The 14,209-nt window shown below is 71.4% G+C and carries 15 protein-coding genes; 10 read left to right on the plus strand and 5 right to left on the minus strand.

Annotated elements, in window-relative coordinates:
* Nucleotides 1–56: 56 nt before the first annotated feature.
* Nucleotides 57–791: a hypothetical protein gene (locus tag BTM25_RS09760; RefSeq protein WP_146059013.1), complete on the plus strand. Its 735-nt coding sequence runs from the start codon at nt 57–59 to the stop codon at nt 789–791.
* Between the two features lie 360 nt (nt 792–1,151).
* On the plus strand, nt 1,152–1,829 hold the full coding sequence (locus BTM25_RS09765) for a 4'-phosphopantetheinyl transferase family protein (RefSeq protein WP_103562870.1): 678 nt from the start codon (nt 1,152–1,154) through the stop codon (nt 1,827–1,829).
* Here the strand turns inward: BTM25_RS09765 and BTM25_RS09770 are convergent.
* Both BTM25_RS09770 and BTM25_RS09775 read right to left on the minus strand, forming a co-directional pair.
* Nucleotides 1,807–2,754, minus strand: coding sequence for an AurF N-oxygenase family protein (locus tag BTM25_RS09770; RefSeq protein ID WP_103562354.1), 948 nt, complete (start codon nt 2,752–2,754; stop codon nt 1,807–1,809). The genes BTM25_RS09765 and BTM25_RS09770 overlap by 23 nt on opposite strands.
* Nucleotides 2,755–2,774: 20 nt before the next feature.
* Entirely contained in the window at nt 2,775–3,884 is a 1,110-nt protein-coding gene (locus tag BTM25_RS09775) for a ferritin-like domain-containing protein (RefSeq protein ID WP_103562355.1), read from the minus strand.
* A gap of 104 nt (nt 3,885–3,988) precedes the next feature.
* On the opposite strand from BTM25_RS09775, the gene BTM25_RS09780 reads away from it, so the two are divergent.
* Entirely contained in the window at nt 3,989–4,651 is a 663-nt protein-coding gene (locus BTM25_RS09780) for a TetR/AcrR family transcriptional regulator (RefSeq protein ID WP_103562356.1), read from the plus strand.
* Here BTM25_RS09780 and BTM25_RS09785 read toward each other — a convergent pair.
* Nucleotides 4,639–5,211 carry a TetR/AcrR family transcriptional regulator gene (locus BTM25_RS09785; protein ID WP_103562357.1) on the minus strand — a complete coding sequence of 191 codons (573 nt, stop codon included), beginning with the start codon at nt 5,209–5,211 and terminating at the stop codon, nt 4,639–4,641. The genes BTM25_RS09780 and BTM25_RS09785 overlap by 13 nt on opposite strands.
* Nucleotides 5,212–5,336: 125 nt before the next feature.
* Here BTM25_RS09785 and BTM25_RS09790 point away from each other — a divergent pair, with 125 nt between their 5' ends.
* The gene (locus BTM25_RS09790; RefSeq protein WP_103562358.1) at nt 5,337–6,800 is read left to right on the plus strand and encodes a flavin-containing monooxygenase; all 1,464 of its coding nucleotides are present in this window, start codon (nt 5,337–5,339) and stop codon (nt 6,798–6,800) included.
* A 67-nt stretch (nt 6,801–6,867) separates the two neighbouring features.
* On the plus strand, nt 6,868–7,347 hold the full coding sequence (locus BTM25_RS09795) for a VOC family protein (RefSeq protein WP_103562359.1): 480 nt from the start codon (nt 6,868–6,870) through the stop codon (nt 7,345–7,347).
* Between the two features lie 6 nt (nt 7,348–7,353).
* Here BTM25_RS09795 and BTM25_RS09800 read toward each other — a convergent pair whose 3' ends face one another.
* Nucleotides 7,354–7,938, minus strand: a complete 585-nt coding sequence (locus BTM25_RS09800) for a TetR/AcrR family transcriptional regulator (protein WP_235828319.1) — start codon at nt 7,936–7,938, stop codon at nt 7,354–7,356.
* A gap of 482 nt (nt 7,939–8,420) precedes the next feature.
* Nucleotides 8,421–8,600, minus strand: coding sequence for a hypothetical protein (locus BTM25_RS09805; RefSeq protein ID WP_103562361.1), 180 nt, complete (start codon nt 8,598–8,600; stop codon nt 8,421–8,423).
* Between the two features lie 176 nt (nt 8,601–8,776).
* On the opposite strand from BTM25_RS09805, the gene BTM25_RS09810 reads away from it, so the two are divergent.
* From BTM25_RS09810 to BTM25_RS09830, 5 genes are all read left to right on the plus strand, one after another.
* On the plus strand, nt 8,777–9,319 hold the full coding sequence (locus BTM25_RS09810) for a helix-turn-helix domain-containing protein (protein WP_205648015.1): 543 nt from the start codon (nt 8,777–8,779) through the stop codon (nt 9,317–9,319).
* A gap of 318 nt (nt 9,320–9,637) precedes the next feature.
* A complete protein-coding gene (locus BTM25_RS09815) occupies nt 9,638–10,468 on the plus strand; it encodes a hypothetical protein (RefSeq protein WP_103562363.1) in 831 nt (276 codons plus the stop codon).
* Between the two features lie 16 nt (nt 10,469–10,484).
* Complete coding sequence (locus BTM25_RS09820; protein WP_103562364.1) at nt 10,485–12,401, plus strand: fumarate reductase/succinate dehydrogenase flavoprotein subunit; 1,917 nt, start codon at nt 10,485–10,487, stop codon at nt 12,399–12,401.
* Between the two features lie 112 nt (nt 12,402–12,513).
* Nucleotides 12,514–13,284 carry a succinate dehydrogenase/fumarate reductase iron-sulfur subunit gene (locus BTM25_RS09825; protein ID WP_103562365.1) on the plus strand — a complete coding sequence of 257 codons (771 nt, stop codon included), beginning with the start codon at nt 12,514–12,516 and terminating at the stop codon, nt 13,282–13,284.
* Between the two features lie 240 nt (nt 13,285–13,524).
* Nucleotides 13,525–14,208 (plus strand): Crp/Fnr family transcriptional regulator, encoded by a 684-nt coding sequence (locus tag BTM25_RS09830; RefSeq protein ID WP_103562366.1) that lies wholly within the window; start codon nt 13,525–13,527, stop codon nt 14,206–14,208.
* The last annotated feature ends 1 nt before the right edge of the window (nt 14,209 follow it).

The raw sequence follows: 14,209 nt of genomic DNA on the forward strand, positions 1-14,209 counted from the left end.
TTTCGGCGCGTAGGTCGTTGGGAAAAATGCGGTAAGGCTCGCTAAAAGGGGTGGTGGTGGGAAAAGGACCGGGGATCGGGCCGAGGCGCCCGCAGGAGCGGTTCGAGCGCGTCTACTCCGGGCCGGAGCGGCCCCGGGGACCGCGCCGTCCGCGCGGGCTCCCGCTCGCCCTCACGGCGGTGGCCGTCGCGCTGGCCGGGGGCGCCGCGCTCGTGCTCGCGCCCGGCGGCGGGCCGGGGGAGGGGCGCCGTCCGCCGCCGTCCGCCGCGCCGTCGCGCCCGGCCGCGCCGCGTCCGGGCGCCCCGGTCACGCGGCTGGGCGATCCCTGCGCCGGGGTCGGCCGCGCGACGCTGGACCGGCTCGTCCCGGGGGCCGTCCCCCGGCGGCACACCGACGCGTCCACCGCGACCTGCACGTTCACCGCGCCCGGGAAGCGGTACCGGTGGCTGACGGTGGACGAGCTGCTCGTCGCGCCGTCGGGCGGCGACCCGTCGGGCGCCGCCCGCCAGACCTTCGCCGCCGCGCTGCGCCAGGCGACGGGCGAGCCCGCGCAGCGGACGCTCACGCTGGAACGGATCGACGGGCTCGGCGAGGAGGCGTTCCACTGGTTCACCGTGGACGAGCCGCCGAGCACCGTGACCGGGCAGGTCACCGTGCGCGTCCGCAACGTCGTGGTGACCGTGGCCTACAGCGAGGCGGCCCCCGGGCGCGGCGGACCGGCCGCCGCGCGGAGCGCATGCCTGGCGAACGCCGAGGGTGCGGCGCGGGAAGTGCTGGCGGGTTTTCGGTGAACCATTTATGACCTCAATCGGCCGATCATGGCATAAGAGAAGTCCCTCGCTTCTAAGGTTGTTTCGTGAAAGGGGAGGGAAGCGCCGGTCGCCGTCGGCCGTCGCCGGTCGGCAGGGCGCGGCCGGTGCTCGACACGCCAAGGGGAGGAGGAGGCGTCGTCGTGACCGCACAACGCGCGGGAGTGTCCTGGGTGTAGATAACCCCAGGTGAAGGGGCGGGTACTCCGCCGCGAGGCCGCCGGGCCGCACGGGTCCGGCGGCCTCGGCGCTTCCCGTCGGTCCGATATATACGAAATAGTCTGAGATGTACTGAAGGTGCGCTCGGGAATGGGCGGCGGCGCCGCCGGAATGGGAGTCGGGGTGGAACCAGTCACCGTCTGGTGGGCTTCGCTGGACGCGGTGCGACCGGCCCACGCGGCACTGCTGGACCCGGTCGAGAAGGGCCGGCGCGCGAAGTACCTGCGCGACGCCGACCGCGACCGCTTCACGCTCGGCGTCGCCCTCACCCGGATCACGGTCGGTGCCCGGCTCGGCGTCGCGCCGGCCGCCGTCCCGGTCGACCGGACCTGCCCGGACTGCGACCAGCCGCACGGCCGGCCGGTCATCGCGGGCGGCCCGCACCTGTCGATCTCGCACTCCGGCGACCGGGTCGTCCTCGCGCTGTCCCCGCACGGGCCGCTCGGCGTGGACGTCGAGGAGGCGTCCGGACGACTGAACGACAGCTTCGCCGACCACGTCCTCGCCGAGGGGGAGCAGGGGTCCGGCGAGGCCGAGCTGCTCGCCTACTGGACGCGCAAGGAGGCCCTTCTCAAGGCCACCGGCGACGGCCTGCGCGAGCCGATGACGAAGCTGCGGGTTTCCGGTCCTTCCGAAAACCCCCGGTTGCTGGACTGGTCCGGACGTTCCGAACTCGTCGGCAGAATCACGATGCGCACCCTCGATCCCGGTCCGGGCTATGCCGCGTGCCTCGCGCTGCTCGACCAGCCCGCCGACGTCCCGGTGGAGGAGCGGCCGTTCATTCCAGCAGGCCCCCGTTGACCCAGATCCGGCGGGCGGGCCCGTCCAGGTAGCCGACCTCGTCCAGGAACGCGGTGCACTTGCGGAACGCCCACGCGAGCGTCGCGCGGCGGTGCGGGCTGGCCGCCGCCGCGCGCCGCGCCGCGCGCGGGTCCAGGCCGACGCCCGAGTAGCACGACGGGTGGACGACCTGCGAGGTGATCAGCCGCGTCGCGTACGCCAGCCCGGCCGCCGCGATCCGCCGGCGCGGCGCGGACGTCTCGGCGACCAGCCGCTTCAGCTCCTCGCGCGCGTACCGGATGTGCCGCGTCTCCTCGATGACGTGGATGCGCGTCACCTGCCGGACGAGCGGCTGGATCTCCTCGTCGGGGAAGGAGAGCCGCTGGAACGCGTCGGTGAACTCCTCCACGACGAGCGTCCCCGCGAACTTCATCAGCGGGTCGTACACCGCGCCGGACACCAGGCTCGCCGAGTGCTGCAGCGCGTTCGGCCGGTGGGTGCGCAGGCCGAACGTCCGCACCATGCGCCCGAACATGATCGAGTGACGGCACTCGTCCGCGATCTCCGTCAGCGCGTACGCGACGTGCTCGCTGTCGTAGCGGTGCCGGTGGCAGTGCTGGACGAGCGACTGCATCAGCATGAACTCGGCCCAGATGCCGAAGGTCGCGATGCTCGCCATTTCCCGCTTGGACAGTTCGACGCGCTGCCGGTGCGTGAGGCGGTCCCACAGCGGCGTCTCGTACAGCGAGACGAGGACGGGCGGCATGTAGAAGACGTCGGGGTCCTGCGGGGCGTCCCAGTCCACGTCCACGTCGGGGTCGAAGGAGTGCTTGCGGGACGTGTCCAGCAGCCGGCGCGCGACGGCCTCGCGGTCGGTCAGCGCGAGCGTGTGGTCGCCGTCGCGGCAGCGGACGACGGCGGTGCGTTCGGGGGTGGCGGTGGGCATTTCTCCCCTCCTCACGGGGGTCAGGACGAGGCGGCCTCGGCCGCGATGACGGCGTCGACCTCGGCGCGGCGGGCGGCCTCCTCGGCGGCGAACCGCTGGGCGTCCAGCCGGTCGGCGATCTCCTCGTCGCCGCGCATGAGGGCGTCCAGGTCGGCGCGGGACGCCTCCAGCACGCCCATCTCCTCGAAGGTCTCCCGGATCCGGGGGCTCCACAGGCCGATGTCCTTGACGCACGGGACGATCCGGCTGAACAGCAGGCTCTGGAACATCCGCATGTACGGCGACTCGTCGATCAGCGCGCGGACCTCGGGGGTGGCGAGGCCGAAGTGCTCCCAGACCTCGCGGCTGCGGATGCGGTCGCGCATGAGGTGGCAGCCCTGGATGACGAACTCTTCGCGGTCTCTGCGCTCGGCGTCGCTGAGGTCGCGGTAGAGGTCGCGCAGCGCCATCCGCCCGAACGCGACGTGGCGGGCCTCGTCCTGCATGACGTAGGCGAGGATCTGGCGGGGGAGCGGCTGCGTCGTGACGTCCCGCATGACGCCGAACGCGGCGAGCGCGAGCCCTTCGATGAGGACCTGCATCCCGAGGAACGGCATGTCCCAGCGGGCGTCGGTGAGCGTCTCGGCGAGCAGGTCCTGGAGCTTGGTGTTGATCGGGTAGACGAGCCCGATCTTCTCCTGGAGGAAGCGGGCGAAGACCTCGACGTGGCGGGCCTCGTCCATCGTCTGGGTGGCGGAGTAGAACTTGGCGTCCAGGTCCGGCGCGGTCTCCACGATCTTCGCGGCGGTGACCATCGCGCCCTGCTCGCCGTGCATGAACTGGCTGAACTGCCAGGACGCCGAGTGCCGCCGCAGCTCCGCGCGGTCACGCGGGCTCAGCTTGTCCCAGTACTTCGTGCCGTAGATGGCCAGCGACTGGTCGGGGATGCCGAGGACGTTGTAGGGGTCGACGTCCAGGTCCCAGTCGATGCGCTTGACCGAGTCCCACTGCCGATCCTTGCCCTTCTGGTACAGGGCGAGCAGGTTCTCGCGCCCGTCGTCGTACTCCCACGTGAACCGCGTGGCGCCCGCGGGCGGGACCTTCCGGGTGGACTCGGGGACGGGGGTGATGTAGAGGTCGTGCGTCGACACGGCCGCCTCCTGGGGGAGCGCTGGCGTACGATGTACGTACGTACGTTGTACGTCACCGTGTCATGGGCCACTTACCCTGTCAACGGAAGCGGAGACCCGACCCGATGCAGAGACGAGTGACGTCCGCCACCTCCCGGGCCGTCCTCACGCGCGACCGGATCGTCCGGGCCGCCGTGGGCCTCATCGAGCGCGACGGCGAGCACGCGCTGTCCATGCGCGCCGTCGCGGCCGAGCTGGGCGTCGCGGTGATGTCGCTCTACAACCACGTCCCGAACAAGGCGGCGCTGCTGAGCGGGGTCGCCGAGCACGTCGTCGCGGGCATGGACCTGTCGTTCGACGCCGCCGAGGACTGGACCGACCGCGCCCGCGCGCTCGCCCGCGCGTTCCGCGCGATCGCGGCGGACTACCCGCGCTGCATGACGATCGTCCTCACCCAGCGGATCGACAGCATGGTGGGCCTCATGCCCGCCGAACGGGCGCTCGCGCTCGCCGCCGCCGCGGGGTTCGACGAGCAGACGGCCGTGCGCGTCACCCGCGCGCTCATGGCGTACACGCTCGGGACGCAGCTCCGCGAGGCCGGGATGGCCAAGGCGCTCGGGAACCGTCCGGACAAGTTCGAGGACCTGGACGCCGAGCGGTTCCCGCACGTCAGCGCGAGCGCCGCCGAGCTGGCCCGCAGCGAGCCCGACGCCGACTTCGAGTTCGGGCTGGACCTGCTGCTGGACGCGATCGACCGGCTCCCGCGCCGACGGGATCAGACGACGTAGGGCGCGATGCCCTGCCAGCAGAAGGCGATCATGTAGGCGGCGGCCTCGCGCGCGGCGACGTCGGGCCGCCCGGTCTGCCACAGCGCCAGCCGTTCGCTGCCGCCCATGATGATCTCGGTGAACGCCGCCAGCTCCGGATCGGGGAGCGTGGGCGCGAACGTCCGCAGCACCCCGGCGATGAGGTCGCTCTGCTGCGCCCGCGTCTGCCGGACCGCCTCGACGCTCTCGGGCGGCCCGCCGTGGTCGGTGAGCAGGGTCGCGAACGACCGGCTGTGCGAGCCGACGAACTCGAAGTAGGCCGTCATGCCGCGCGTGAGGATGTCCTTCGGGTCGGTGGCGCCCGCCATCGCCTTGTGGGTGACGTCGAGCAGTTCGGCCCGCGACCGGGCGATGCACGCCACCAGCAGGCCCTCCTTGGACCCGAAGTACTCGTAGATCATCGGCTTGGAGACGCCGCAGCGCTCGGCGACCTCGTCCATCGACGTCGCCGCGTAGCCCCGCTCGCCGAAGATCTCCTCGGCGACGTCGAGCATCTGCCGTTCGCGGTCCGCCCGTGACATGCGGCGACGCCGGGACGGGGGCGTGGCGGTGCTCACAGCGGTTCCCTCCAGTCGGACCTACCGGGAGTAGCCTACTCATAGTAACTTACTGAGAGTAGGAAATCCGGGGAGAAGGTAGGCAGAACATGAACGAGCGCACCCCCGCCGTCGTGATCGTCGGGTCGGGCTTCGCCGGTCTCGGCATGGGCATCCAGCTCCGCAAGGCCGGGTTCGACGACTTCGTCATCCTGGAGAAGAGCGAGGCCCTCGGCGGGACCTGGCACGACAACACCTACCCGGGCTGCGCGTGCGACGTCCCGTCCCACATGTACTCGTTCTCCTTCGAGCTGAACCCGGACTGGACGCGCATGTTCGCCCCCCAGCCCGAGATCCGCGCCTACCTGGAGCGCACCGCCGACAAGTACGGCGTGCGCGACCACATCCGCTTCGGCGCGGCCGTCGACGGCATGGAGTACGACGACGCGGCCAAGCGCTGGAACGTGACGCTCGCCGACGGGACGGTGCTCACGCCGAAGGCCGTCGTGTCCGGGGTCGGGGCGCTGCACGTCCCGTCCTACCCGGACCTTCCGGGCATCGAGCGGTTCCAGGGGACGGCCTTCCACTCGGCCGAGTGGAACCACGACTACGACCTGGCCGGCAAGCGCGTCGCCGTGATCGGGACGGGCGCGTCCGCGATCCAGTTCGTCCCGAAGGTTGCCAAGCAGGCCGACCACCTCGTGCTGTTCCAGCGGACGCCGCCGTGGATCCAGCCGAAGCCGGACCGCCCGATCCCGCCGGCCGTCCGGACCGCCCTGGCGAAGGTGCCCGGCGCGGCCCGCGCGCTGCGCTCGTCCATCTACTGGACGCTGGAGGCCCGCGCGGTCGGCTTCACCATCGACCCGCGCCTGTCGGTGCCGATGGAGAAGCTCGCCCGCTGGCACATCAACCGGCAGATCGCCGACCCCGAGCTGCGCGCCAAGGTCACGCCGGACTACACGATCGGCTGCAAGCGGGTGCTGCTGTCCAACGACTACTATCCGGCGCTCGCCCGTCCGAACGTGGACGTGGAGACGTCCGGCATCGCCGAGGTCCGCGAGCACTCGATCGTCACCGCGGACGGCCGCGAGCACGAGGTCGACTGCATCATCTACGGCACCGGCTTCAAGGTGACCGACGCGGTCGCCGAGCAGCGCATCGTCGGGCGCGACGGCCTGAAGATCCAGGAGGCGTTCGCCGGCGGCATCGAGGTGTACCGGGGCACGACGATCCCGGGCTTCCCGAACCTGTTCATGCTGCTCGGCCCGAACACCGGCCTCGGCCACAACTCCGTCGTCTTCATGATCGAGGTGCAGATCCAGCACGTCCTGTCCTGCCTGCGCCTCCTCCAGGAGAAGGGCGCGGACGCGATCGAGCCGAAGCCCGAGGCCCTGCGCGCCTTCAACGACCGCATGCACCGCCGCCTGCGCCGGGCGGTGTGGAACGAGGGCGGCTGCCAGTCCTGGTACCTGGACGAGAACGGGATCAACCGCACCCTCTGGCCCGGGCACACCTTCGAGTTCTGGGCCGGCACCCGCCGCGCGAAGGAAGAGGACTACACCTTCACCTACTGACGGGCGATGAGTTCCCCGCGCGGGGCAGGTCTCCTCTGACAGCAGTCACGCACAGAGGAGGCAGCGGATGGTCGCGCGGGGATTCACGACGAGCCTGTGGTTCGACGGCAACGCCGAGGAGGCCGCCGAGTTCTACGTCTCGGTGTTCGAGGACTCCGCGATCGGGCGCGTCGACCGGTACACCGAGGCGGGGCCGGGACCGGCGGGCTCGGTCGTGACCGTGGAGTTCACGATCAACGGGCAGCGGTTCCTCGGCATCAACGGCGGGCCGCAGTTCACGTTCGACGAGGCGGTGTCGTTCCAGATCACCTGCGACGACCAGGCCGAGGTGGACCGCTACTGGGCCCTGCTCACCGACGGCGGCGAGGAGTCGCAGTGCGGATGGCTCAAGGACCGGTTCGGCCTGTCGTGGCAGGTCGTCCCGGCCGGGCTCATCGACCTGATCGGCGACCCCGACAGGGAGAAGGCGGCGCGGGCGACGAAGGCGATGCTCACGATGCGCAAGCTGGACCTCGCCGCGATCCGCCGCGCCCACGCGGGCGGGTAGCGGCGGTCAGGCGGGCGGGGCGAACATCGGCTTGACGCCCTCGATGAGGCGGCGGATGATCGGGCGCTGTTCGGCGGGCGTCCGGCCCCGCAGGCCGAGCACCGGGTCCAGGCCGTCGTAGTACGGGGCGAGTGCGAGGTGCGGGAGCGTCATCAGCAGCAGGGTCGCGAGGACGTCGATGTCGGCGTCGGCCCGGATGTCGCCCCGCTCCTGCCACAGCTTCAGCGACGGGTGGACGACCTGGAGGTAGTGCTGGTTGGCGGTGTCGCGGACGACCGACCGCACGCTGTTGTCCAACTCGAAGTTCGTCGCGGCCGTGACCGCGCGCTCCAGCGGGTGGTCGCTCCAGTACTCCGTCCACTCGCAGAGGACGTCGAACAGCCACTCGTCGAAGGGCTGGTCGAAGTCGACGCGGGCGATGCGGCGCTCCATCTCCTCGCGGATCCGCCGGGACGCCTCGTCGCAGACGAACGCGAAGAACTCCAGCTTGTCGGTGAAGTACTGGAACAGCGAGCCCTTGGCGATGCCCGCCTCGCGCGCGATCGTGTTCAGGCTGCCGGTCGAGTAACCGTGCTCCCCGAACTCGCGCATGGCCACCTCAAGGACCCGCTCACGCTTGGCCACGTTGAGGCGAAACCACGTCGAGGTTGGCATGGACCCCTTCGACTTTCCGTCATGTATCGGTAACCCGACGGTCAGGATAGCGGTAGGTCGCCGGGCGTGCGAGGCGTGCCCCTCCGCGCAGCTCACGCCACCCGCGCCGCACCTCCCGCGCGGCGCGGCCCGGCGGGGGCGGTCGCGGACGGCCCGGTGGGCGCGGTCGGGCACGTCCGGAAGGCCGCCGAGCGAGGTCCGCCCCCCGCGCGATGCCGACACCCGGCCACGCGCTCTGCCCCGAATGTCAGGGCTGGGGCGTGTGCGGTTCTTGCGGCGGCACCCATCGCAGCCGCCACGGCCGCTGCCTGGAGTGCGACTGGGGTGAATGCGGCACCCGCCCCGGCACAGGTCCCTCACTCCGACGGCCCCCGCCGCGTAGGCCGCAGCCCCGCGCTGAGCCCCCGGTTGGGACGGCCTTAGACGCGGCCCGCGAAACGGGGGGTCTCGGCCTGGTCGGCGGCGCAGTCGGGGCAGGGCGAGACCGAGGGCGCGCGGTGCGAGCCGGGGGTCCCGAGCGTGATGACGAGCCGCGCCCCGAAGCAGGTCAGGCAGAGCGGTGCGGGGACGACGGGCGACGCTTCAACGGTGTCGGTCATGACGGTTACGAGCTTGCCACACGCCACCGACATCCCGCCCCGGAATAAACCATCCGGTCGTCCCGCTGGACGCGGCCGGAGCGGTCGAAACGCACATGGCCCGAACGTAGCGTCCGGGCCGCCGCATGATCGTTCTTCCGGCGGGCACGGGTGCGGTGTCGGAGCCGTTTGCGGACGTGAACAGCGGGAGGCGGGTGCGGGTGGGGCCGGGCGAGGACGCGGTCGCGCGCAATCGGGCGCTCCAGGCGGAGTGGTACGGCGAACCGCTGGGCGACCGCGTCCGGCGGATCCTGTCCGGGCTCGGCCTGTCCCAGTCGGCGCTGGCCCGCGTGCTCGGCCTGTCGCCGCCGATGCTGTCGCAGCTCATGTCCGGCCACCGCGCCAAGATCAGCAACCCGGCGGTGCTCGGGCGGCTGCTCGCCGTCGAGGACCTGGCCGCCGACCCCGCGACCGCCGCGCTGCCCGCCGCGGAACTGCGGACGCGGCTGGACGAGATCCGTTCGGTGGCCGCCCCCGCGCTCGGCCGCCCGCCGCTGGAGCGGCCCGCCGCGCGGGCGGTGCAGGCGCTGCTGCGCGAGGTCGCCTCCGCCGCCGAGATCGAGGCCGCCGCCGCGCTCATCGCGGCCGAATTCCCCGACCTCGCCGACGTCCTCCGCATTTACGGGACGGGCCGCGCCGGCGATGCCGAAGAGCATTTCCGCCGAATCCTCGGAAACTGACCGGCGCCCGCCCGGCGGCCCCGGACGGCCCGCGTCCCATGCCGTGTGGCGCTCGTCTCAATAGCCAGCGGCCATAGGCGGTGGTTATGGCTGAAACGAGGTCGCACGGGCAAAGTGGACGGGCCGTATCTGTGGCCGGAGTCACACCGGAACGCGGCTGTTATGTATGTCACAGTCGCACCACGGTGGCGTAAGGTCGCTTCGCTGGTAGCGCGAACGGCGCGTCCGCGCACGTCATCCCGACGGCGCGGCACGACGGCCGGACGCGCGCCCGCCCCACCACGGGGGCCGTCACGACCCGAGCCCAGGGAGCGACCAATGAGCACACTGGAGGCGCCGGACAGGACGCGCGCCCGCATCGGGAAACGCACGCTCCGCAAGGACGACTGGCGCGTCTATCCCCTCACCACCCTCGTCATCTTCACCGCCTGGGTGGTCTACGCGACGATCCGCGCATTCTGGGGCGCGGCGTTCTACGTCCCCGAATTCCATTACCTGACGCCGTTCTACTCGCCGTGCCTCAACGAGATCTGCGACAGCGTCACGGTGAACCACCACACCGGCAGCGCGGCGGAGTTCGGCACGTTCCTCCCGGCGGGCACGCGCGGCTGGATCCCGTTCGCGGCGATCTCGCTGCCGTTCCTGCTGCTCTTCCGCCTGACCTGCTACTACTACCGCAAGGCGTACTACCGCTCGTACTGGGCGTCGCCGCCCGCGTGCGCCGTCGCCGAGCCGCACAAGAAGTACACCGGCGAGACCCGGTTCCCGCTCCTCGGCCAGAACCTGCACCGCTACTTCTGGCTCGCCGCCGTCGCGATCTCCCTGGTCAACACCTGGGACGCGGTCCGCGCCTTCCACGGCTCCGACGGCGGCTTCGGCATCGGCCTCGGCACGCTCATCCTGGTCGCCAACGTCGTCCTGCTCTGGGCGTACACGCTGTCGTGCCACTCGTGCCGCCACATCGTCGGCGGACGGCTCAAGCACTTCTCCAAGCACCCCGTCCGCTACCGGCTCTGGGAATGGGTGTCCAAGCTCAACGCACGGCACGGCCAGTTCGCGCTGATCACGCTGGGCTCGCTCGTCGCGGCCGACCTGTACGTGGCCCTGGTCGCCAGCGGCACCATCTCCGACCTGCGACTGTTCAACTAGAGGGAGCCTGCGCGACATGACGGAGATCGAACGGCACCGGTACGACGTCGTGGTGATCGGCGCCGGCGGCGCGGGCCTGCGCGCCGCGATCGAGGCCCGGCTCCAGGGCAAGAAGACGGCGATCATCTCCAAATCGCTGTTCGGCAAGGCGCACACGGTCATGGCCGAGGGCGGCGCCGCTGCCTCGATGGGGAACGTGAACCCCAACGACAACTGGCAGGTCCACTTCCGCGACACCATGCGCGGCGGGAAATTCCTCAACAACTGGCGGATGGCCGAGCTGCACGCCAAGGAGGCGCCCGACCGCGTCTGGGAGCTGGAGCACTGGGGCGCGCTGTTCGACCGCACCAAGGACGGCAAGATCAGCCAGCGGAACTTCGGCGGCCACGAGTACCCGCGCCTCGCGCACGTCGGCGACCGCACCGGGCTGGAGCTGATCCGCACGACGCAGCAGAAGATCGTCGCGCTCCAGCAGGAGGACCACCGCGTCCACGGCGACTACGACGCCCGCATCAAGGTCTGGGCCGAGACGACCGTCACCCGCCTGCTGCTGGACGGCGACCGCATCGCCGGCGCGTTCGCCTACGTCCGCGAGACCGGCAAGTTCGTCGTGTTCGAGGCCCCCGCCGTGATCCTCGCGACCGGCGGCATCGGCAAGACGTTCAAGGTCACGTCCAACTCCTGGGAGTACACCGGCGACGGCCACGCCCTCGCCCTGCTCGCGGGCGCGACGCTCCTGAACATGGAGTTCGTCCAGTTCCACCCCACCGGGATGGTCTGGCCGCCGTCGGTGAAGGGCATCCTCGTCACCGAGTCGGTGCGCGGCGACCGCGGCGTCCTGAAGAACTCCGACGGCGAGCGGTTCATGTTCAAGTACATCCCCGAGGTGTTCAAGGCGCAGTACGCCACCACCGAGGAGGAGGCCGACCGCTGGTACGACGACCCCGACAACAACCGCCGCCCGCCCGAGCTGCTGCCCCGCGACGAGGTCGCCCGCGCGATCAACGCCGAGGTCAAGGCCGGACGCGGCTCCCCGCACGGCGGCGTGTTCCTGACGGTCGTCGACCGGATGCCCGGCGGCGCCGAGGAGATCCGCCGCCGTCTCCCCGCGATGCACCACCAGTTCAAGGAACTGGCGGACGTCGACATCACCGCCGAGCCGATGGAGGTCGGCCCGACCTGCCACTACGTCATGGGCGGCGTCGAGGTGGACCCCGACACCGGCGCGGCGCTCGTCCCCGGCCTGTTCGCGGCGGGCGAGTGCTCCGGCGGGATGCACGGCTCCAACCGGCTCGGCGGCAACTCCCTCACCGACCTGCTCGTGTTCGGGCGGCGCTGCGGGCTCGGCGCGTCCGCGTACGTGGACGGCCTCGCCGAGCGTCCGGCCGTCGCCGACGACGAGGTCGCCCGCGTCACCGCCGAGGCCCTCGCCCCGCTGGAGCGCGAGGGCGGCGAGAGCCCCTACACCGTCCACCTCGAACTCCAGCAGACGATGAACGACCTGGTCGGCATCATCCGCCGCGAGGACGAGCTGAAGCAGGCCGTCGAGGCCCTGGAGAAGCTGCGCGAACGCGTCCGCGCGGTGTCGGTGCAGCCCGTCGCCGTCGGGGCCGGCGGACGCGGCTACCACCCCGCCTGGCACCTCGCGCTCGACCTGCGGAACATGCTGATCGTCGCCGAGGCGATCGCGAAGGCCGCGCTGGAGCGCGAGGAGAGCCGCGGCGGCCACACCCGCGACGACCACCCGTCGATGTCGCCGGAATGGCGGAAGGTCAACCTCGTCTGCCGCCTGACCGGCGACGCCGCCGACCCCCGCGTCGAGCTGCGGCGCCAGCCCCTCGACGCGATGCGCGCCGACCTCCTCGGGCTGTTCGAGACGTCCGAGCTGAAGAAGTACCTCACCGCCGACGAACTCCCGGAGGAGGCCCAGTGAGTGAGCCGGAGGCGCGCGCCGCGCGCTGGACTGAGGAGCGGCGGGAGCTTGCGACCAGAGCGACGAGGGAAGCGCGCGGCATCGAGCGCGCCGTAGGCGAGCGGGAGACACTGTGAGCTATGAGGCGAAGTTCCGCGTCTGGCGTGGGGACGACGGGGACGGCGAACTGGTCGACTACGCCGTCGAGGTGAACGAGGGCGAGGTCGTCCTCGACATCATCCACCGGCTGCAGCAGACGCAGGCGCCCGACCTCGCCGTCCGGTGGAACTGCAAGGCGGGCAAGTGCGGGTCGTGCTCGGCGGAGATCAACGGGATGCCGCGGCTGCTGTGCATGACGCGGATGTCGACGTTCACCGAGGACGAGACCATCACCGTCACACCCGTCCGGACGTTCCCGGTGATCCGCGACCTGGTCACCGACGTGTCGTTCAACTACGAGAAGGCGCGGCAGATCCCGGCGTTCGACCCGGGCGACGTCGCGCCGGGCGACATCCGGATGCAGCAGGTGGACGTGCAGCGCTCGCAGGAGTTCCGCAAGTGCATCGAGTGCTTCCTGTGCAACAACGTCTGCCACGTCATCCGCGACCACGACGAGAACAAGCCGGAGTTCGCCGGGCCGCGCTTCCTCATGCGGATCGCGGAACTGGAGATGCACCCGGCCGACGTCGCCGACCGCCGCAATATCGCCCAAAGCGACCATGGGCTCGGATATTGCAACATCACGAAATGTTGCACCGAAGTGTGTCCTGAGCACATCAAAATCACCGACAACGCTTTGATCCCGATGAAAGAGCGGGTCGTCGGCAAGAAGTACGACCCGATCGTCTGGCTCGGCAGCAAGCTCGGCATCGTCCGCAAGGGCCAGGACACACCCTCCGCGTGACGTGCGGGACGGGCGGCCGTGCCCCCGCGACACCGCCGCCCGTCCGTCCGCCGCTCCCCGGAGGGGACCGCGCCGCGCCCCCGGCGGGGCGGGTCCGGGCCGGCGGGGGAACGCGGGCACACCCGCACCACTGTCGCCGTCCCGCGCCCCCGCGAATAGGAAGAAGTACACAGAACGCGTAATGGTTTCGTGATTGCCGCGCGGGCACGACGCGGCGCCCGGCCCTCTAGCGTGGGTGGCATGACCCCCTACGAGGAGGGATCGTTCCTCGCCGAACTGTCCCCGGACGACCGAGACGACCTGCAGCGCCTCGGCCGTCCCCGCGCGTTCCGGCGCGGCGAGACCATCTTCCGGGAGGGCGAGCACTCGACCTGGGCGGCGGTGCTGACGTCCGGTCACGTCAAGGCCTACTCCGACCGCGAGCAGGGCGGCGAGGCGCTGCTCGCGGTGCGCGGGCCGGGCGCGCTGCTCGGCGAGGTCGCGGTGATCGACGGCGGGGCGCGCTCGGCGACGGTCGCGGCGCTGGAGCCGGTCAAGCTGCTGACGGTCACCGGCGAGCAGTTCATGGAGTTCCTGCGCACGCACGGCGGCGCGTCCGTCCTCATCATGCGGACGCTCTGCCAGCGGTTCCGCGACGCCGACCGCAAGCGCATCGAGTTCGGCATGTTCGACGCGACCGGACGCGTCGCGCAGCGCCTCGTGGAGCTGGCGGAGCGGTTCGGCGTCCCCGACGACCCGGCGGCGGGCGGCGGCGTCCGCATCAACCTCAACCTGTCGCAGGAGGAGCTGGCGGGCTGGGTCGGCGCGTCCCGCGAGGCCGTGAGCAAGGCGCTCGGCACGCTGCGCCGGCACGGGCTGATCGAGACGGGACGGCGCAAGTTCGTCGTCCGCGACCTCCCGGCGCTGCGCCGCCATGCGCGCTGAC

Source organism: Actinomadura rubteroloni (assembly GCF_002911665.1).
Lineage (GTDB): Bacteria > Actinomycetota > Actinomycetes > Streptosporangiales > Streptosporangiaceae > Spirillospora > Spirillospora rubteroloni.